The organism is Bacillus paranthracis, assembly GCF_001883995.1.
GTDB classification, from domain to species: domain Bacteria; phylum Bacillota; class Bacilli; order Bacillales; family Bacillaceae_G; genus Bacillus_A; species Bacillus_A paranthracis.
Map to the genome: position 1 here is coordinate 26,071 of NZ_MACE01000051.1, position 20,456 is coordinate 46,526.

21 protein-coding genes, 1 other RNA gene and 1 riboswitch are annotated in these 20,456 nt (G+C 35.6%); of the genes, 6 read left to right on the forward strand and 16 right to left on the reverse strand.

All coding sequences use genetic code 11. The features are described 5' to 3' along the window. Positions 1-531: 531 nt before the first annotated feature. The gene (locus BAQ46_RS21295; RefSeq protein ID WP_000193095.1) at positions 532-1,695 is read left to right on the forward strand and encodes a DUF418 domain-containing protein; all 1,164 of its coding nucleotides are present in this window, start codon (positions 532-534) and stop codon (positions 1,693-1,695) included. A gap of 54 nt (positions 1,696-1,749) precedes the next feature. Here BAQ46_RS21295 and pbuX read toward each other — a convergent pair whose 3' ends face one another. The 3 genes from pbuX to BAQ46_RS21310 all read right to left on the reverse strand — a co-directional run bounded on the left by pbuX (position 1,750) and on the right by BAQ46_RS21310 (position 4,741). Beyond that, entirely contained in the window at positions 1,750-3,072 is a 1,323-nt protein-coding gene (pbuX, locus tag BAQ46_RS21300; RefSeq protein ID WP_000809240.1) for a xanthine permease PbuX, read from the reverse strand. Positions 3,073-3,075: 3 nt separating this feature from the next. Then, positions 3,076-3,669, reverse strand: coding sequence for a xanthine phosphoribosyltransferase (locus BAQ46_RS21305; RefSeq protein WP_061130697.1), 594 nt, complete (start codon positions 3,667-3,669; stop codon positions 3,076-3,078). Between the two features lie 107 nt (positions 3,670-3,776). Continuing rightward, positions 3,777-3,878, reverse strand: a riboswitch (purine riboswitch). Between the two features lie 116 nt (positions 3,879-3,994). Then, positions 3,995-4,741, reverse strand: coding sequence for a type I methionyl aminopeptidase (locus BAQ46_RS21310; RefSeq protein ID WP_000628427.1), 747 nt, complete (start codon positions 4,739-4,741; stop codon positions 3,995-3,997). Positions 4,742-5,274: 533 nt separating this feature from the next. On the opposite strand from BAQ46_RS21310, the gene mphL reads away from it, so the two are divergent. Further along, the gene (gene mphL, locus BAQ46_RS21315; RefSeq protein WP_046197281.1) at positions 5,275-6,171 is read left to right on the forward strand and encodes a macrolide 2'-phosphotransferase MphL; all 897 of its coding nucleotides are present in this window, start codon (positions 5,275-5,277) and stop codon (positions 6,169-6,171) included. A gap of 55 nt (positions 6,172-6,226) precedes the next feature. On the opposite strand, the gene BAQ46_RS21320 is transcribed toward mphL, so the two are convergent. The 10 genes from BAQ46_RS21320 to BAQ46_RS21365 form a co-directional block, all read right to left on the reverse strand. Further along, positions 6,227-6,700, reverse strand: a complete 474-nt coding sequence (locus BAQ46_RS21320; RefSeq protein ID WP_061130699.1) for a GNAT family N-acetyltransferase — start codon at positions 6,698-6,700, stop codon at positions 6,227-6,229. Positions 6,701-6,745: 45 nt separating this feature from the next. Continuing rightward, on the reverse strand, positions 6,746-8,263 hold the full coding sequence (gene ypwA, locus BAQ46_RS21325) for a carboxypeptidase (protein ID WP_000215095.1): 1,518 nt from the start codon (positions 8,261-8,263) through the stop codon (positions 6,746-6,748). Positions 8,264-8,364: 101 nt separating this feature from the next. Then, entirely contained in the window at positions 8,365-10,302 is a 1,938-nt protein-coding gene (locus BAQ46_RS21330) for an ATP-dependent DNA helicase (protein ID WP_061130700.1), read from the reverse strand. Between the two features lie 137 nt (positions 10,303-10,439). Further along, positions 10,440-10,622, reverse strand: a complete 183-nt coding sequence (locus BAQ46_RS21335; protein WP_000376895.1) for a DUF3921 domain-containing protein — start codon at positions 10,620-10,622, stop codon at positions 10,440-10,442. 61 nt (positions 10,623-10,683) lie between these two features. Continuing rightward, a complete protein-coding gene (locus BAQ46_RS21340; RefSeq protein ID WP_000521234.1) occupies positions 10,684-11,823 on the reverse strand; it encodes a THUMP domain-containing class I SAM-dependent RNA methyltransferase in 1,140 nt (379 codons plus the stop codon). Positions 11,824-12,003: 180 nt separating this feature from the next. Beyond that, positions 12,004-12,394, reverse strand: an RNA gene (rnpB, locus tag BAQ46_RS21345) — RNase P RNA component class B. Between the two features lie 87 nt (positions 12,395-12,481). Then, positions 12,482-12,820, reverse strand: coding sequence for a cell division regulator GpsB (gene gpsB / locus BAQ46_RS21350; RefSeq protein WP_000622430.1), 339 nt, complete (start codon positions 12,818-12,820; stop codon positions 12,482-12,484). 97 nt (positions 12,821-12,917) lie between these two features. Next, positions 12,918-13,472 (reverse strand): SLOG family protein, encoded by a 555-nt coding sequence (locus tag BAQ46_RS21355; protein WP_000862921.1) that lies wholly within the window; start codon positions 13,470-13,472, stop codon positions 12,918-12,920. A gap of 56 nt (positions 13,473-13,528) precedes the next feature. Continuing rightward, a complete protein-coding gene (locus BAQ46_RS21360) occupies positions 13,529-13,954 on the reverse strand; it encodes a CotD family spore coat protein (protein ID WP_000546265.1) in 426 nt (141 codons plus the stop codon). A 154-nt stretch (positions 13,955-14,108) separates the two neighbouring features. Continuing rightward, the gene (locus tag BAQ46_RS21365) at positions 14,109-14,579 is read right to left on the reverse strand and encodes a YppG family protein (protein WP_000487707.1); all 471 of its coding nucleotides are present in this window, start codon (positions 14,577-14,579) and stop codon (positions 14,109-14,111) included. A gap of 177 nt (positions 14,580-14,756) precedes the next feature. Here BAQ46_RS21365 and BAQ46_RS21370 point away from each other — a divergent pair, with 177 nt between their 5' ends. Further along, entirely contained in the window at positions 14,757-14,948 is a 192-nt protein-coding gene (locus tag BAQ46_RS21370) for a YppF family protein (protein ID WP_000242664.1), read from the forward strand. Positions 14,949-14,972: 24 nt separating this feature from the next. Here BAQ46_RS21370 and BAQ46_RS21375 read toward each other — a convergent pair whose 3' ends face one another. Together BAQ46_RS21375 and BAQ46_RS21380 are read right to left on the reverse strand one after the other, a co-directional pair. Then, positions 14,973-15,317: a YppE family protein gene (locus tag BAQ46_RS21375; RefSeq protein ID WP_000872959.1), complete on the reverse strand. Its 345-nt coding sequence runs from the start codon at positions 15,315-15,317 to the stop codon at positions 14,973-14,975. Between the two features lie 15 nt (positions 15,318-15,332). Next, positions 15,333-15,575: a hypothetical protein gene (locus BAQ46_RS21380; protein ID WP_001252039.1), complete on the reverse strand. Its 243-nt coding sequence runs from the start codon at positions 15,573-15,575 to the stop codon at positions 15,333-15,335. 85 nt (positions 15,576-15,660) lie between these two features. Between BAQ46_RS21380 and BAQ46_RS30925 the strand changes: the two genes are divergently transcribed. Beyond that, positions 15,661-15,837, forward strand: a complete 177-nt coding sequence (locus BAQ46_RS30925; protein WP_001982922.1) for a hypothetical protein — start codon at positions 15,661-15,663, stop codon at positions 15,835-15,837. Between the two features lie 123 nt (positions 15,838-15,960). On the opposite strand, the gene BAQ46_RS21385 is transcribed toward BAQ46_RS30925, so the two are convergent. Continuing rightward, positions 15,961-16,989 (reverse strand): DUF2515 domain-containing protein, encoded by a 1,029-nt coding sequence (locus BAQ46_RS21385; RefSeq protein WP_061130701.1) that lies wholly within the window; start codon positions 16,987-16,989, stop codon positions 15,961-15,963. A gap of 103 nt (positions 16,990-17,092) precedes the next feature. Here BAQ46_RS21385 and recU point away from each other — a divergent pair, with 103 nt between their 5' ends. Together recU and BAQ46_RS21395 are read left to right on the forward strand one after the other, a co-directional pair. Then, positions 17,093-17,695 (forward strand): Holliday junction resolvase RecU, encoded by a 603-nt coding sequence (recU, locus tag BAQ46_RS21390; protein ID WP_000155592.1) that lies wholly within the window; start codon positions 17,093-17,095, stop codon positions 17,693-17,695. Positions 17,696-17,760: 65 nt separating this feature from the next. Continuing rightward, on the forward strand, positions 17,761-20,448 hold the full coding sequence (locus BAQ46_RS21395; protein ID WP_061130702.1) for a PBP1A family penicillin-binding protein: 2,688 nt from the start codon (positions 17,761-17,763) through the stop codon (positions 20,446-20,448). Positions 20,449-20,456: the final 8 nt, after the last annotated feature.

A 20,456-nucleotide genomic window follows, 5' to 3' on the forward strand; every position in this document is an offset into this window, starting at 1 on the left:
CCCCTTTATCCAAGATGTATATGCTATTTGCAAGCTAATAACCAATGAGAAATGCACCTACTCATTGATTACCTTTTCACTTTACTATCATACTAAATTTTCAGCATATTCTCATTAAAAATAAAAAATCCCTTTCATTCTTTTTACAAATGAAAGGGATTTTATGTAATATCACTCATTTTGCTGTTCCTACTCCATTTAAAACATACTTTGCAATAACTGCATATACAGCGACTGTACCTGCTACTAATGCATATACCATACTCATGCACCAACCTTTTTTGATAATGATTATCACTTTTGAATACATTTTATCATTAAAGAGAATCATTATCAACACTTTTTCATAAAGAAAGCCCCTTATAAGAAGGAGCTTCACTGCCTGTTTTGAAGAAGATTAAAACTTGTTGTGCACTCTTATTATATCTCATCTTACATAACTTAATAGTTAAAAAAAATGGAAATCCACCCTATACCCTCCATCTTACATTTTGTATAATAAAAGGGAATTACTTAACAAGGAGGAAAATAATGACACAAAACATTTCACAAGGCGAGAGGATACACTCCATCGATATTATTAGAGGAATAGCTGTACTTGGTATTTTTCTTGTGAACTGGCCTGTTATCGCCGGGATTGACTCACGTGATATTACAGGAGTTTACGAGGGGCTAGATAGCTATATCCGTCTATTTTACGATATGTTTATTCAAACAAAGTTTTATACTATCTTTTCGTTTTTATTCGGCCTAGGATTTTACATTTTTATGACTCGTGCTGAAGCGAAAACAGATCGACCAAAAACTTTATTTGTTCGTCGCTTACTTATTTTATTATTATTTGGTTTCTTACATTACGTTCTTTTATGGGACGGAGACATTTTACATACTTATGCAATTACCGGGTTTTTCTTATTTTTATTTTACAAAAGAAAGCCACGTACTATTTTAATATGGTCAATTGTACTATTAAGTTTCATGCAATTGTTCACATTATTAGGTTCTCTTGTCATGTTAATCGTGCCAGTAGAGGAGTTAGGCCTTTCCACAGCAATTATGCCGTTAGAAAACTGGGGCTTACAAATCACAGACCGATTCTATTCTTTCTACTCTGAAGCAATAAGTAACAGTCTTATTATGCTTCCTGAAACACTAGGATTGTTTTTACTCGGATTATATGCCGGTAAAAAAGATATTTTCCGCCGTGCGAAAGAATTAGATCCAAAACTAAAGAAATGGCAAATTATTATGTTTGTTTTAACATTACCGATGTGGTTTATTATGGTTTACTTCTTTATGAACAATCAGCCATACACACCATTTTCACTTATGGGTATTACGATGATAAGCGGAAAGACATTATTCATATTCTACATTTTCACGCTCATGCGTTTATTACAAAAAGAAAAATGGCAAAAGATATTACGTCCGTTCCAGTACGTTGGTCGAATGGCATTAACAAATTATATCTCGCATACAATTGTTACGTTGCTTGTATTCGGAATATTGTTCAAAAATGATTATCTTGCTCCATTATGGGTAGGACCACTATTTTGCATCGGTTTCTACACGCTGCAAATCTTTATTAGCCGCTGGTGGCTGTCACGTTACCAATACGGGCCACTTGAGTATATATGGCGCCTTGGTACGTACGGAAAGATGATGCCACTTAAAAAGAAAAGCAAGGTCTCGTAAACAACACAAAAATAAAAGGTTCAAATCGCATGCGATTTGAACCTTTTATCAATTTTACGCTTCTCTTACCGCACTTTGCATAGACACCGGCTCTTCTTTTACTTTCACTTTACGCTGTGGCACCATATTAAATACGATATTTAAAAGGACTGCTGACGCACTTCCTAGTACGATTCCGTTATCTGTTAAAATACGAATGCTTTCTGGAAGTTGTGAGAATAATGTAGGAACGACAGTAACTCCTAGTCCGATCCCAACAGAACATGCAACGATTAATAAGTTTTCTTGTCTTCCAAAATCAACGCTACTTAACATTTTAATACCATATGCCATTACCATACCGAACATCGCTAACATCGCACCGCCAAGTACTGATTTCGGAATGATTGTTGTAATAGCTGCGATTTTTGGAATGAATCCAAGAACGATTAACATACCACCACACGTGTAAATAATCACGCGATTTCTTACTCCAGTTAATTGAACAAGCCCTACGTTTTGTGAGTATGTTGTATACGGAAAGGCGTTGAAAATACCACCTAACACCATCGCTAATCCTTCTGCACGATACCCTTTTGTTAATTCTTTTTCACCAATCTTTTTATTGCAAATATCAGATAATGCAAAATAAACACCTGTCGCTTCTACAATCCCTACGCAAGCAACGAGAATCATCGTAATAATTGGCGTTAATTCAAACGTTGGTGTACCGAAATAAAATGGCTGGATACCATGGAACCAATCCGCTTCTCCAACCGCTTGCAAGCTTACTTTCCCCATAAATGCTGCAACGATTGTACCGAACAATAGACCTAGTAAAATAGAGATTGAACGAATAAATCCGTCGAAGAAACGATACATAATGATAATAAATAGTAACACACCAAATGCTAATGCTAAATTTTCAAGACTACCGAAATCCTTACTTCCTACTCCTCCAGCCATATCATTAATTGCTGCTGGAACAAGTGTAACTCCAATTACGGTAACGACAGATCCTGTTACAACAGGTGGAAACAGCTTTACAAGCTTTCCAAATAATTTCGCAAAAATAACAACGAATAACCCCGCAGCAATAATTGCTCCATAAATAGAGGATACGCCGTATTGTTTTCCGATTGCAATCATCGGCCCAACGGCTGTAAATGTACAACCTAGTACAACTGGGAGTCCAATACCGAAAAAGCGATTTGATAATGCTTGTAAAATTGTCGCAACGCCGCACATTAATAAATCAATTGAGACTAAATATGTTAACTCTTTTTGATTTAAACCAAGTCCGCCGCCCACTATAAGCGGAACGATAATTGCGCCAGCATACATAGCAAGCATATGCTGCATACCAAGCGATGCGATTTTAATTGGATGTTGCTTCATCGTTTATTTCACCTCCGCAGTTTCTTGCTGTACAAATGTAACTGCGTTATTATGAAGTGATGCAATTTCTGCTAGTGATTCAACACGAACGCCTTGTTCACGAAGCTTCTTTCCTCCATCTTGAAATGCTTTTTCAATAACAATACCAAGTCCAGCAATACTTGCTCCAGCTTGCTCTACTAGGCTCATTAAACCTAAAGCAGCCTGACCGTTTGCTAAAAAGTCGTCAATAATTAAAACGCGATCACTTTCATCAATATGATTTCGAGATAACGAAATTTCATTCGTTTCTTGTTTTGTAAATGAATATACGTTTGCAACATACATATTATCTTGTAACGTTAACGATTTACGCTTTCTAGCAAAGATTACTTTTACACCAAGCTCTAATGCAGCCATAACTGCTGGTGCAATACCTGAAGATTCAATCGTCACGATTTTTGTAATGTTCTCTTCTTTAAAACGTTTAGCAAATTCTTTTCCGATTTCTTGCATAAGTACTGGATCAATTTGATGATTTAAAAATGCATCTACCTTTAATACATCACCAGATAAAACCTTTCCTTCGTTCAAAATCTTTTCTTGTAATACTTTCATGTTTGTTCCCCCTCTTATGCAATAAAAAAACTCCAAAAGCCGCCACCACTCTTTACAAGTGAGAGACGCGCTTTTGGAGTTTCGCAAAAAAGAATGCTAAACAAGCAAATATATTCGTCCTCACTCATAGTCAAAGTATTTACGGTACTTCGGTAGAAACTTGCAGGCCATATCCCCGCGATTATATGAGTGTAGCTAACTATTTATTTTATAGAAGGATTATAACGCACTTTTTATACTTTGAAAAGCTTTTATTCATAAAACACGTACAAATTTTATAAAAACATCATTTTCGTTCGAGTTTTGTAAACTCTTTCATTCCCAATTATAACTTCGTTAAAATGATTGGTCCATCTTCTGTAATCGCAATTGTATGCTCATATTGAGCTGATAATTTCCCGTCCATCGTTCTCGCGGTCCATCCATTTAAATCTACTTTCGAATATCGCATACCTACATTGACAATTGGCTCAATTGTAATTACCATTCCTTCTTGTAACTCAGGCCCTTGTCCTTGCTTCCCAAAATGAAAAATTGCTGGTTCTTCATGAATTTTTTTACCGATTCCATGTCCCGTAAAGTCTCTTGCGACAGAAAAACCTTCAGCAGCTACATAACTTTCAATCGCATAACCAATATCTCCTACATGATTACCGATTATCGCCTGCTCAATGCCTTTATACAAAGCATTCTCGGCTACTAGTAATAACTTTTCTGCTTCATCAGAAACTTTTCCAATTCTATACGTCCAAGCAGAATCTGAAAGACCACCATTTAAGTTTACTACCATGTCAATTGTTACAATATCACCCTCAGTCAAAGGAACATCGGCCGGAAATGCATGACACATTTCATCGTTTACAGATGCACATATCGCATATGGATATCCGTTGTACCCTTTCTGCTCAGACGTTGCACCATGTTTTTCTAAATACGCTTCCACAAACGTATTAATTTCTTTTGTTGTAATACCTGGTTTCATTATCTTCGCAATTTCTCTATGACATGAAGCAAGTAACTTTCCAGATTCATGCATTAAATCTATTTCATTTTTCGTTTTAATTGTAATCATGCTTATCTCTACCTTCCTTGCTAGACCTACTATTTGCTACTAAATTTCAATGATACACATACTCTTTCAACACTTTCAATTAATATTACATCTAGTATTTTTAGTTGATGTTTACTTATAAACAAAGTATATTGTTACTATACTATTAAAAGGAGGATTGTTAAAGATGATGCACGCAGGAAGACTACGTCAGCAAACTTTGAACACTAAGTAACTTAATATGTTCAAAGGCTCTGTTTTCATAAAGCAGAGTAAACGGGATTAGTCTGCACATTTTTAATAATCTTCAACGGAAGAGTACACTTTCCACATGGAGAAAGGCAGATATACATCTGTCTTTTTTTCGTATATTTTTCATACAAAGAGAGACGTTTATTCCTTATATCCTCGTTTACTCTTAACCACAGACAGAAGCCCGTCTGTGGTTTTTTTATGATTACATTTCTTTAATCATATTGATGTATTTAGGATGATTAGTAACAGAAAACGTATAAAAGCATTAAAATCAAAATAAACAATTGGAGGAAATAAAAATGAATACATTTAAAGTGAAACAATTAGCAAATAAAAAAGGACTAAATATCTTAGAAGATTCAATAGAAATCAATGAATCTGGCGTTGACTTTCAAGTAGCACACGTTACAGAACAAAACGGAGATAAATGGATACTAAGAATTCCTCGTAGACCAGAATCCATGAGACATGCCTTACGAGAAAAAGAAGCGTTAGAAATTATGAAAAAACATGCAGCATTCCAAGTTCCTGATTGGTCTATATTTTCTGAAGAACTAATTGCTTATAAACAACTAAATGGCTTTCCTGCTGCTACTATCGATATAGAACAACAAAGATATGTATGGAACTTTAATGAAAAGAATGTACCAACCGAATACTATATTTCATTAGGAAAAGTTCTAGCGAATGTACATTCATTACCTCAGCAAAAATTTAATAATATAGGTGTTGAAATTCTTACGGCTAATGAATTAAGAACTTCTATGCAACAAAGGATGAATCGAGTGAAGGAACAATACCATATTAATCAAAACTTATGGGATCGTTGGCAAGCATGGCTAGCTGAAGATTCTTTTTGGCCATCTCACGTGGGAGTAAAGCATGGGGATATACATCCAGGTCATATTCTGATTGATAAAAAAAATAATGTAACTGGTTTAATCGATTGGACAGAAGTAGGGATAGGTGATGTATCTATAGATTTCACATCGCATTATCTACTCTTTGGGAAAGATGGATTAACAAAGTTAATTCACTCTTATGACAACGCTGGTGGTAAAACTTGGTCAAGAATGGAAGAACATATTATCGAACTTCTAACAACAAGTAGCATCACTGTTGCTGAATACGCTCAAGTATCAGGTTTGAAAGACATGCATGAAGCAGCTATACACATGCTAGCAACTGAAAGTTAATACAGTTGCTAAAAAAAACATTAAACTAAAAAACAGAAGAACTCTCTTCTGTTTTTTAGTTATCTTTACATATATAATTCATTTCCAAAAATTCAAAATAACTACCATTCGTCTTCTGTATAAACGTCCCAACTGCTTCAAACCCTGCCCTTTTATACACTTTAATCGCTCTTTTATTAAATGTAGCTACTGATAGTGTTATATACTTGCATCCATATTTTTCTTTACTAAAAGCTAGTATAGCATTTATGAACTGTAAACCAAATCCATTCCCAGTTATATTAGGTCTCATCCCAAGACCTATATCAACCGTTCCATCATTTATTTTACAAACAGTAAAATAACCAATGAGAGTGCCATTTTCCTTCACAGAAAATGTATGATCCCCTCTACTCTCATCTTGTAAAAATTCGGCTAAATCTTCTTCATCTGCCTCTATATCGTAAAAGGAATATTTCCCTTCATAATGCCAGTTGTATGCAATTTCTTCTGCTTCTTCTTGCGCCATTACTGTATAAGTATACTCCATTTTTCTATCCCCTTAAAAAAAGAGCTGCAAGTAAGCAGCCCTTTTTTATAACTCGTAAATCTCTCTATACTTCGCTTCTAAATAATCTGCTAAGTAATTTGCATTCAATCCTTCACCTGTTACATCTTCTAAAATTTCAAGTGGCTTTTTCGTTTTACCGTATTGGTGAATGTTTTCTGTTAACCATTCACGAATTGGTGTTACGTTTCCTTCTTCTAATAATGCATCAAAATTCGGAATGTCTTTTACCATTCTTTGCTTAAATTGCGCTGCATACATATAACCAAGCGCATAAGATGGGAAGTATCCAAATGAACCACCAGCCCAGTGAACATCTTGTAATACGCCTTGTGCATCGTTAGCCGGACGAATTCCTAAATATGCTTCCATTTTATCGTTCCAAGCCGCTGGTAAATCCTTCACTTGTAATGTGCCATCAAATAACTCTTTCTCAAGTTCATAACGAACCATAACGTGAAGCGGGTATGTAAGCTCATCTGCTTCTATGCGAATAAATGAAGGCTTCGATTCATTTATTGCATCATAAAACTCATCTACTGATATATCATTGAATTGACCATCGCTATACTCTTTTAATAAATCATAATTTTTCTTCCAGAATGATTTATTACGACCGATAAAGTTCTCAAAGAATAATGATTGTGACTCATGAATACCCATAGATGTTCCACTACATAGCGGTGTACCTTCAAATTTCTCTGCAATATTTTGTTCATATACAGCATGACCACATTCATGAATTGTGCCAAACACAGCCATACGGAAATCTTTTTCGTCATAGCGTGTCGTAATACGAACATCCCCTCTATTTAATGTGATCTCGAATGGATGTACCGTTTCATCAAGACGACCTGCTTCAAAGTCATAATTTAATTGCTTTAATAGCTCTAATGTAAAGTTTTTTTGTTTTTCTTTTGAAAAATGTTCTGATAAAGCACTTGTCTTTAATCTCTTTTGCGAATCCGATATTTCTTTTACGAGCGGTACGATACGCTCACGAAGTTGACCAAATACGTGGTCTAACACTTCTACCGTAATGCCCGGCTCATACATATCTAATAATGTATTATATTTATATGTTTCATAACCCCAATATGTAATAAATTTCTTTTTAAATTCAACGATTTGTTCTAAATACGGACGGAACATTTCGAAATCAGATTTTTCGCGAGCTTCTTCCCACACACTTTCTGCTTTCGCTTCTAATTTCACATACGCTTCATATTCCGCTTGTGGAATTTTCTTATTTCTATCATATTCTTTACGGCACTCTTCCACCATTTTCTTCGTCGTTTCAGAAAGCTTGTCTTCACGTATTAAATCTTCAAGCTCTGTTAAATAATTTCCCATTTCATCTGAAGTCGACATAGCAAACACTTCTGATGAAAGCATGCCAATTACTTCTGAACGCTGGTCTACACCTTTTTTAGGCGCCCCTGTTCTCAAGTCCCAAAACATTAAGCTTAATGCTTCTCCGTAATTTTGTATCTTCTTCACATATGTTAAAAATTGTTTTTCTACTTCATATGTAGCTACTGTCATTATATAAAAACCTCCTTTTTCTACCTCAAACTTAATTCGACATGAAAATCTAAATTCCTTTTATAATAGAAAAAAAGCTTGGCGAGCGCCAAGCTTTCTCCTTATAATTCTTTACCTACTACTGGTAGTACGTTTTTCACTGCTTCTACCACTTTCTCATCTTCTGTATCAGATAAGAATATTGATATAGCACCTTTATCTTCGCTCGTACGAATTAAACGGCCAATCCCTTGACGAAGACGTAAAATCATATATGGTACATCTACATCCCAGAATGGATCATTTACGTGCTTACGCTTCGCTTCAAACACAGGATCGTTTGGAGGGAATGGTAATGACCAAATAATAACATGTGATAATGATGAACCAGGAATATCTAAACCTTCCCATAAATGAACGGCACAAAGTACAGTCTCTTCTTCATTTTGGAAACGAGAAACAAGCTGACTAATTTCTTGGTCCCCTTCATATAGGAACGGAACTGACATTTGTTCTTTACTTACATATTCTTTAAACGCTGCAAGTTCTTGCGTTGTACGGAATAATACAAGTGTACGTCCATTTGTTTTTTGTATATTTTCAAGTGTATATTGACACTTTCTTTCCCATTCATTTTCTTTCGTATGAGATAGTAAGTTTACTGCCATTTGCTCTTCGTAATCAAACGGGGAGGCAACTGAGAATGATAAGTAATCTTTTACCCCTAAGCTATTTGCTGTAAATGCGAATGAATCGTTGTTAGATAATGTAGCAGAAGAGAAAATATACGGGATTTTCTTCGAGAATACTTTCTCTTGTAATACTTCTTCAACTGCACGCGGCATAATTACTAACGTGAAGGCTCCATCACCTTCTTCACCCCATGTAATTACATTTTTCTCGTGCATAAACAGACGAAGTGAATGCTCTAATACATCTAAATGTTCATCAACGATATTTAAATCATACGTGTTTACTGTATGCATTTCACTTTCAAATACTAATGCATCACCGACTTCACCAATTTTCGCATAAAGTCGCTTCGCTTCAGCCGTTACTTTTTCTGTCACAGTAATTTCTAAACGATCAGAACCAGCAATTTCTTTTTTATTCTCTTGCAACACATCAAAGAATCGCTCTGTTTGCCAAATTGTTTCTTCTACTAAATGCGCAAACTCCTCGCGAATATCATTTTGTAATAATCTCGTTAAAAGTTGCTCCATCATCGTTTGCTTTAAACGATATGTTAAAGCTTTTTGAGCTGCATATTCTACAAGATGTCCTTCATCGAATACAACACAACTGCTTTCTGGTAATAACGGAATTTGCCCTTCACGCTTACGAGCATCGTACGTCCAAATATGATCCATATAGAAATCTTGAGAACAAATAATTAAATCTGCCGCTTTACGATAATGTTCACGTGATAGAGTTTGCCCGCAACGATGACGAGAATCACAAGTAAAGCAATCTTGGAAGTAGTCCCAATTTACTTTTGACCATTCTTCGTCATTTAAAAGTGGAAATTCTTTTCTGTCACCGTAGTGAGTAAAGTTTTGCATCGTACCATGATCGAATACAAACTGCGGTAATTCGTAGTACACATCTTCAATTACTTCTGGAGCTCGTCCACTCATAACATCTTCAAGTTTACGTAAACATAAATAATTATCCATTGATTTCGCAAGTCTTACATCTACCGATAAGCCTAATGCCTCAGATAATTTAGCAATGTCCCCTTCTTCTTTCACAAGCTGCTCAATTAACGTTTCATCTGCACAAGCGATAATAGCTGGTTTCCCAGTATAACGCGCATAGCAAATTGCATATAGAAGATATACAATTGTTTTCCCGGTTCCTACACCCGCTTCTGCGAACATAACTTTCTTTTCTTGGAAAGCACGCTCTAATTGAAACGCCATAAAAATTTGTTCATCACGCTCTTCAAAGCCTTTTTCCGGAAGGATGTCGTAAAATACATCTCCAATCCACTCATTCAACTTATCATAAAAATTGTCTTGTTTCCCTACTTCAAATGGTAATCTCTTCTCAGTAAACATCCTTAGCCTCCAACCAAAAAGTTTTTCTATAAAAGATATAGCAACTGCTACTCATATATGTGCAGCCACTTTCCCCTGTTGTAATACATAGAAATACACGAAAAAAAATTTTCCTTTCGAAAAAGGAAAATTTTCTTCTATATTAATGACTTTAAATACCGTTTATCTATCGCTGTTTCATGTGAAAGAGCTGACAAATATTCTTCTTGTGCTTTTTGTATTTCATCTACAATCGCACCTTGGCTATCCACTTCTTTTCCGAGCTCATCATACGTACGGTGAATAGCCTTTTGAATCATTGATAATTGGAAACTATCCATATTAGTTCCTCCTTTACGCATTACATAATAGCCAGTATATGCGCGCTGGAGGAGTTTTATACTATGAATTACGAGGTGGACGTTTTCCAAAGTATTGGTAGTAATCTGTACGGATAAATCCGTTAAACAGTTTACGTTTCTTCGATGCATCTTTTCCGTAGCACTTCTCAAACGCTTCGTAACTTGTTAATACATACGCCGACCATGTGTCTAATGGACGGAATACTTGTCCCATTTCTTTATACAGTTGTTCAACAAGTGCTTTTTCACTTAAACGTTCTCCGTATGGAGGATTCGTTACAACATAGCCATAATCCTCTTTTGTTGTGAAATCTTTTACTTGCATTTGTTTAAATGTAATTAAATCGCCTAAACCGACTTCTTCTGCATTATCTTGAGCAACACGGATCATACGATGATCGATATCTGATCCAATGATTTGCAATGGTTGATCATAGTTCGCTAAATCTTCAGCTTCTTGACGAGCTTCACGCCAATTTTGTTTACCAACCCAGCCCCATTCATCCGATGCAAAACCACGGTTAAATCCTGGTGCGATATTTTGTCCAATTAATGCTGCTTCAATCGGAATTGTACCTGATCCGCAGAAAGGATCCACGAAAGGACGATCTGGCTTCCAGTTTGTTAATTTAATTAAAGACGCAGCTAATGTTTCTTTTAAAGGAGCTTCCCCTTGATCCACACGGTATCCACGTTTATGAAGCCCAACACCGCTTGCATCAATTGTTAATGTTGCGATATCTTTTAACATTGCAATCTCAATACGGAATAACGGGCCATCTTCTTCAAACCAAGTTGTACGTTTATATGTTGTTTTTAATTTTTCAACGACAGCCTTTTTAACGATACGTTGGCAATCCGAAACACTGAATAACTCAGATTTTAAAGATTTACCGATAACAGGGAACTCACCGTTTTCTGGAATATAATCTCCCCAGTTTAATGCTTTCGTTTTCTCAAACAGCTCATCAAATGTTGTCGCTTTAAATTCGCCAACTTTAATTTTCACACGGTCCGCAGTACGTAACCATAAATTCGTGCGACAAATCGCCTTTTCATCTGCTTCAAATGTTACTTTGCTGTTTTCTACTTGGCATTCATAACCTAGATCACGAACTTCTCGGGCAACTAAAGCTTCAATACCCATTGCCGCTGTTGCGATTAAAGTAACTTTTCCCATTTGCATTCACCTCTTATGTATATTCAAACAATAATTAATAGCCATTTATCCTATTAATTATTACATTTTACGAAGAATTTTCTCATTAACCATTTTAACTCATCATTTATAACTTCATACAAATAAAAAGCCCTCCTCTAACAAAGGAGAGCTGAGTTATTTCATAGTTGGTTCATAACGTTCTGTAAGCCATGTTCTGTTCCTTTGTACTGCAAACGGCCCACGCCTCGTACTCCGGTGGCAATCATCTATCTACAGGTTATACAACCTGTCCTTTCCCATCGTTCATTTCCTTGGAAAAGATTCCCCTACCATTATTTGGGTTTCTCGCTCGTGGGGTTTACCTCGTTCCACTCCTATCATTTCTTCAAGGACTTCGTCACTGTGGCACTTTAAAGGTAGTCAAACCATATCCGAAAGGACTTAGGTTTTTTCCCTGCCGTTAAACCAGCCTTACAGCCAGAATACCCTAGCTTATGAATTGGCTAGGCACGAACACTACAGCCATCTCAGGCCGTGCGAGCATGGACTTTCCTCTACAACGTTGGCGTTGCAGCGATTACCCAAACGTTATGACATCCATTAGTATAGTGGAAACAAAAAGATTTTGCAATGTTTTTTTCTATGTAAAATGCTGTAACCTTTTTATCACCAGAAATTATTCGTATAACTTACTTCCAAATACAGCTTTTTCTAAATTCGATAGACGTTTTAAAATGTCCGTATTCGTGTTGTTATATACTGGTTGTGCAACTGGTGTTTGTACAACTGGTTGTTGTGGAACTTGCGTTGCTGCTAGCTTTTGTTCTTCTAGTTCACGCTTTAAACGAGCATTTTGTTGCTTTAATTGCTCAAATTCCTTGTGAAAAGCTTCGTAATCTTTAATGATCATATCAAGAAACTTGTCTACTTCTTCTTGTTGATAACCTCTCATACCTGTTTTAAATTCTTTTTCTAAAATATCTTTTGCCGTTAATTTAATTTTATCCGAAATCATTTTCTTCACCTCAAATTTTTGCCAAAACTTTCATTAACTAAATTTTTTCAGAAACAATGCTTTTTGTCAATCATATATACGAGTACTATATTACATATTACTCAGCATTATTCCACTGTTCCTCTTCTATTATATCTTGTAAATCGGAAAAAAGAATGAAATAACTGTGATAATTTTCTATTTCTCCTTTTTTCTTTGCCGCTTCTACAATATATTTAGGACTCCCTGGTTTTTCTTCATCATATACAGCTAAAAGTGCATCACTTTTTTCAATAAAAAATTGATTTTTTAATTTAAATTGCTCTGGGCTTTCGTACTTTCGTTTTGTGATACTATCAACATGGTCTGCTTGAGAGAGAATAAATTCGTAATATTCACGGTTATCTTCCTTCCAACCTTCTTCTTGTTCTAAAAATGGAGTAAATACCGCTAATTTTAAATCTGGATATTCTACTTGTATTTCAAAAACAACTTCAGCAGCCCATAATTCTACACCTAACTGGCCACTTATTATAACCCACTCTAACCCATCTTCTACAAAAGCAGTTAATTTACGACGCAGCGCCTTTTTTATACATTCTACTCCTGGATGATCATTTTTAAATATTCCAAGTTCAAATGGCTTATAACCTGTTACTGCAATAACTTTCATATCAACACTCCAATTACAAAAAAAGAACTAGCATTTCGCTAGTTCTAACATATCATTTACTTTTTAAATATTCCACCAACGTTTGGTCCAATATTCGGACCTACTGGTGATACATTGTTTGGTAAAAATGGTGATACATTTGGTCCTGGTCCAAACGGCGATACATTCGGTCCTGGTCCGAATGGGGATATTTGATGACCGTGGTGGTGGTGATGATGACCATGGCCACATGGTCCACATCCGCCGAATCCTGGATCGATTGGGTCCACAACATTTACATTTGAATTTGTTTGCGGGAAGAAGTTTTGGTTTTTAATTTGTTGATGATGTACATGTGTTGTATGCGTCGGGAAAATGTGTGGCACCACCGTTGTTGAAAAAGAATGTGTTACGCATTGTTTCGTCGGATGAATGACAGGAGCAGTTGTACAAATAGGTCCTGTAGGCTTATGCCCTCCAAAGCAAGGATGACAATGATGCATAGTTTTTCTCTCCTCTCTCATAAAAAAATCTGATTACACTTTACAGTATGAGAAAAGAGGGTAAGCCGCTTGTTATATATACCCATTTATTCTAAGGAAATTTGTCTAGTCTTTGATTTTCTATCCAATGCTTTTTATAGACAAACCTTCGACATTACTTACCAAAAAAGCCTCCCACTTGCTTTACAATACCTGTCACTTGATTCATCGCATTCATCATTTGTCCAGCTGTATTCATCATTTTATTTACATCATAGTTACCATCTGAATTTTTAAATTGGGAAACAAAACTAGAAAATTGACTTGGTTGCTGCTGTTGCTTTTGTTTATTTTGTGTCGGATACGGTTGTTTTGGTGGATAAAACATCGCTTGTTGATTGCCATAGGGAGATGGTGGTGGCATATAGTATTGTGAATTTATATAAGGTTGCGGTTGTTGATTCATATACGGTTGCTGCGGTTGATTCATAAACGATACTTCAAATGGCTGGTAATAATTTTGATTTCCATAATGAGGCTCGAAAGGATACATATTATAACGTAAATATGTATCCGTATTATATTGGTACATATTTTGCTGTGCATATGGATTAGATTGCTGATATACGTTAGATTGTTGAAACATGCATTCTCTCCTCCTTCACATAAGTTTCTACATATATAATATGTACTTGTAAAATAATTTGTGTGACGGAGTATCTGTCTATTTTTGTCGGAAGTTTAAATTTTTAAAAAATTATAAAAGAAAACCCTTCCATGCTATGATAAAAAAGAAGAAGATTCTCATGGGGGAGGAATCAACATGGTATTAGGGGATTTAAAACAAGCGTTTTCTCAAAAAAAGGGGTATTACACAGAGAATGTAAATGAATTGTTAGACTTTGCGAGACATTGGTATCTCGAAGGGAAAATATGTATTTCAGATTACCGAACAGTAATAAAAGAACTAGAAATAAACGGGGCAACAAAACCTACAACAGTGACAGAAGCATAAAAAACAAGAGGGTTTTCCCTCTTGTTACTTACATTGCTCAATTATATTTTGCAAAGTATACGAAATGGCTTGATGCGTCTCAAAGAATCGCTTACCTTTACCTTTATTTACAAAGCATTGCAACACATTTGTTTGTAAATTATCGTACACTTGATCAATTTGCTGTACATGTATATACTTCGGTTTTTCTTCCTTAATCCATTCATAAGCTAATTCTTTCCACACTTTTAATTCCTCATCTACCATATCTACAAACGGTTTCATATCCTTATAAAAATCGTATTCAATCATTTCTCTTTTTTTCACATTTGCTTCATTATTATGTTGCATAAGTTTTTCCGAAGACTGTATTAATGCCTCATACTTCATTTTATTCCCACCTTATTATGCACTCACTACGACGTTTTGAAATGCCTTCACCCAATTCCCTTTTTCTTCGTGATGCACTAATTTATTTTCCATATGCTCAATATGCATTTCTGTTATTTCTATCTTGTTGCATATTTTTTCACTCTTATCCTTTAATGCATGATTCATTCTAATCCCTATATTCATTTCCAGCAAATCGAGAGAACTTAACATTTGATCCATTGTTTTCATTACATCTTCCTTCTGAACCATCGCCATATACAAAACGCCTCCTTCTTTGCTTTTCCTTTGTCATGTAATTTCGCCGAATGATTCTTCACTCCTGCCCACATGACAAAACTAGTTGTTATTCGTCAAAGAAATCATTTTGTATGTCATTTATAGAAATGGTAACAATACAAAAAGGAGGTGCATGAAAATGGCAAAGAACAAAAACGAAAAAAAGAAAAAACAAAATAAACAAAATAAACCCGAAACTGGCAATCCAAAATTAGATGGTCCAAACTTCCCTGCTACATAAAGTGAAACTTCTTTAATCTCTTATATTCATTACGTTTTGAGATTAAATGTTTACCACGCATAGTAGGGTTACTTCACATTAAGAAGTCCCGTCTTCATTTATGAAGACGGGACTTCTTTTTTATTATATCACGAACTCATCCATCCTTTTAACAAAACGATTTACGGTGGAAGCAATATAGATTTGCTCCCTCTTTCTTTTATACCATTCTGTTATATCAACTTCACCCGTATACTCTTCTCGTAAAAATAGTTCATTTATTTCCGTATCTCTACAAAACCAATCTCTCATACTTATTTCATCATGTGCAACAGCAGGATAAACTTCTCTAAGAGCTGGTGTACAAGATTTTCTAGCTTCACTTACATAACATTCATAATCTGTTCTTGATCCTGTGTGTATCGTTTGCGATGCAAATCTATGGAATAAACTTTTGTAATTCGGATGGAACAGTAACGCTGCTAATTTCTTTCCTAGTTCTATACGCTTCTGTAACGTTTCAAATTGATAAACTGAAAAACCATACACCTTCCCTTCAACGGTTGGGAATATAACGGCACTAATATGAAGCATTTCTTGTAATTTAAAAAGGGCTGTATGGAATACATGTTTTTTAAAGTATGCATTCTCAATAACTGGTTTTTGAATTTTATTTTGTTCATTTATAATAAGCGCTGTCATAAGTCTATTTATATCTTTTTTCTCCCAAAAATATATCCATTCTTTTTCCATAAAAATGGATACGTTAAAATATTGTAACAAATGGAATAGTGGGATCTGCCTCCTCTTACTTTCTTCGTATAACAACAGCTGAGGAAATGCATCTAAAAAAATAATCCAATTTGCTTCTTCGTAAGTTAAAAACAAATGTTTTTTTACTGTTTGAGGTAAAACAGTAGCATAATATCTCCCTTCTAAATCAGTCATATTCCATCCTGCATTTCTTGAGACCATACTTGCTAAAAAAGCCCACCTAATCTCACTATTTCTTACATAATATTCTTGATAACACTCTGTTCGAGAAATGTTGTCCATATTAGCTATTTCTATTTCCCTCTTCATGTTGTAAACGATTGTTTTTTCCTCTTCTGTACAGACCATCATCTTTTTACGATATTGCTTGATTTTTTCATAATCATTCCATGTAAACATAAAGAAGTCCTCATACCTTTCTTGAAAAAGGTCACATCTTTTTTCATTTTTTGTTATAATCACCTTTGTAAGTAATTCTTAGCAAGTTGGGAGTGGACACACTATGACCATTCGTTACCCAAATGGAAAACGGTACAATCAAGCTTCACAACCTCATAAAACACCAATTAAAAAACATACTTACAGTAATAGAGGTATGTCCCTTGAAGAGGAATTGAATGAAACGAATGAATATTACTTAACCCATAATATTGCATGCGTACATAAAAAACCTACACCTCTTCAAATTGTAAAAGTGGATTACCCCGCTCGAAGTGCTGCAGTGGTAAAAGAAGCGTATTTTAAACAACCTTCTACAACAGATTACAACGGTGTATATAAAGGGAAATACATCGATTTTGAAGCGAAAGAAACAAAAAATAAAACGAGTTTTCCACTTCAAAACTTCCACCTTCATCAAATTGAGCATATGAAGCAAGTAATCGCTCATAATGGAATTGCATTTGTTATTATTAAATTTACACTTTTTGATGAACTTTATTTATTAGATGCAAAACATATTATTGCATTTTGGAATCGTCAAAATACAGGTGGAAGAAAATCGATTACGAAAGAAGAAATAGAAGAGCATGGATCCTTATTATCATGCGGTTATCACCCTCGGATTGATTATATCCGTGTACTAGACACGGTTTATTTTTCGTGATAGAGTCATCACTAAGGCTCTTTTTTCGACTTTTGGGGAGAGAATGAAAGGTAGGAGAAAGTATAATGTCAGATAATTATCGTTCTCGTACAGAACGAAATCATGTAAAAAATCAAAAGCAAGAAACAAATACAGAGAAAAAACCAAAGAAAAAAGGCTCCTTTTTTAAAAAATTCCTTATAGGTTGTCTACTTCTTGGTATCGTTGGTCTTGTAGCTGGCGTGTCCGCTTTCTTTGTTATGGTGAAGGATGCTCCAAAATTAGACAAATCAAAACTTGTCAACCCTTTATCAACAAAGTTTCTTGATAAGAACGGGAACTTTTTCTATGAATACGGTGCTGAAAAACGAACCCACGTTACGTATGATCAAATTCCAAAAGTAGTTGAAAATGCATTCCTTGCAACTGAGGATTCACGTTTCTATGATCATAATGGAATTGATTTTAAACGAACTACAAAAGCAGTTATGGAAAATGTCACTGGGGGATTCGGATCTCAAGGTGGTAGTACGATTACACAACAAGTAGTCAAAAACTATTTTCTAACGATGGACAAAACTGCAAAGAGAAAAGTGCAAGAATGGTACCTATCTTACAAATTAGAGCAACAATACTCTAAACATGAAATTTTAGAAATGTATTTAAATAAGATTAACTTAGGTAACCGTTCGTACGGTATTGCAACAGCAGCAAAAAAATATTATGACAAAGATTTAAAAGACTTACAATTACATGAAGCTGCAATGCTTGCAGGTTTACCCCAAGGTCCTAATATTTATGATCCTACAAAAAAAGACAACGTTGAAAGAGCTACACAACGTCGAAACGTCGTATTATCATTAATGAATCGACATGGTTATATAACAAAAGCTGAGATGGATAACGCAACGAAAATCCCTGTAACTGAAGGTCTTCAACCATCTTCAGAAGTAACGGAGATGAAGTATCAAGCATTTTTAGATGCTGTTGTAAAAGAAGTTGAAAAAGAATATCCCGATGTAAATATCGGTTCAGATGGTTTAACGATTCATACAACACTTGATCAAGATGCGCAAGATTATGCTGATAAAATTATGGATGGCAATCTTATTAAGTATCCGAACGATCAATTCCAAGGATCATTCGTATTTATGGATACACAATCTGGAGAAGTTCGAGCAATTGGAGCTGGGCGTAAAGAAAGTAAGTCTACTTTCAAAGGTCATAATATGGCCACTGATTTAAAACGCCAAGTTGGTTCAACAATGAAACCAATTTTCGACTACGGTCCAGCAATTGAGAATTTACAATGGTCTACATACCATCAATTAAATGACTCAGAATATACGTATTCCGATGGTAAAAAAATACGAAATGCAACAAATAGTTACAAAGGTGACGTTTCACTACGTGAAGCTTTGAAAAAATCATTAAACATTCCCGCTTTAAAGACAGCTCAAGCGGTTGGTCTTCCTAAGTCACAAGCGTTTGCTGAAGGTTTAGGTATGACATTTAAAGACGGCAAAACATATGAATCAACAGCAATTGGTAGTAACGATAGTTCTCCATTACAAGTAGCAGGTGCATATGCAGCCTTTGGTAACGGTGGGAACTACAATAAACCGCACTTCGTAAAAGAAGTTATCTTCCCAGATGGGAAAAAGAAAAGTTTTAAACCGAAAGAACAACGTGCGATGCAAGACTACACAGCTTACATGGTGACTGACGTTCTTCGTGACGTAGTAAAACCTGGTTCTGGTGGTACGGGTCCAACAGCATACGTTTCAGGTGTTGATGTTGCCGGTAAAACAGGAACACAAAACTTTGATGCAGACGTTATAAAAGAATATGGTATTCCAGCTGATGCAAACAGAGATAGCTGGTTCGCTGGATATACACCGCAATATACAATGGCAGTATGGACTGGGTACGAAAAAAATGGCCCAGAAAACTACATTAGTGATCGTTATACTAGAATTGCACAGCAAATGTTCCAAGTAATGATGAGTAAATTCGCTACAGATAAAACTCGTTTCGAACGCCCTTCTTCTGTACAAGAATTAAATGGTGAATTGTACGTAAAAGGCGCTAAAAAGGATGCAGTGAAACAAATTAAAGTAGATGCACCTAGTGGTCTTAATGTCACTTTCGATGGCGCTAGCACAGTTACACTAAACTGGTCTGGACCAGCAGAAGTTGATGCGTATGCCGCAAGCTATAAAGCGACTGACGGTTCAAGTGGTAGTTTATCAATAAAAGGTACGACAGCTACTCTTGGTGGTATTAAACCAGGCGTTACTTACAGCTTCTCTGTAGTAGCGAAAAAAGGTACTGGAACAAGCCCTGCCGTTGGTGCATCCTTCACTGCGCCTGGAGGAACTCCAGACGCGAAGAAAGCTGAAGATGAGGCTGCTAAGAAGAAGGCTGAAGAAGAAGCTAAGAAAAAAGCTGATGAGGAAGCTCAGAAAAAGGCCAATGAAGACAAATTAAAACAAGAAGAAGCTACTAAAAAAGCTGAAGAAGAAGCTCAGAAACAACAAGAACAACAACGTAAACAACAAGAAGAAGCTCAAAAGAAAGCTGAAGAGGAAGCTAAAAAACAACAAGAACAACAACGTAAACAGCAAGAAGAGGCTCAAAAGAAAGCTGAAGAGGAAGCTAGAAAAAAAGCTGAAGAAGAAGCTAAGAAACAACAAGAGCAACAACAACAACAACAAAATACCGGCGAAGATACACCTCACGCAGACGGAAATGTTGTTACAACAGAGTCTTAATACAAAAA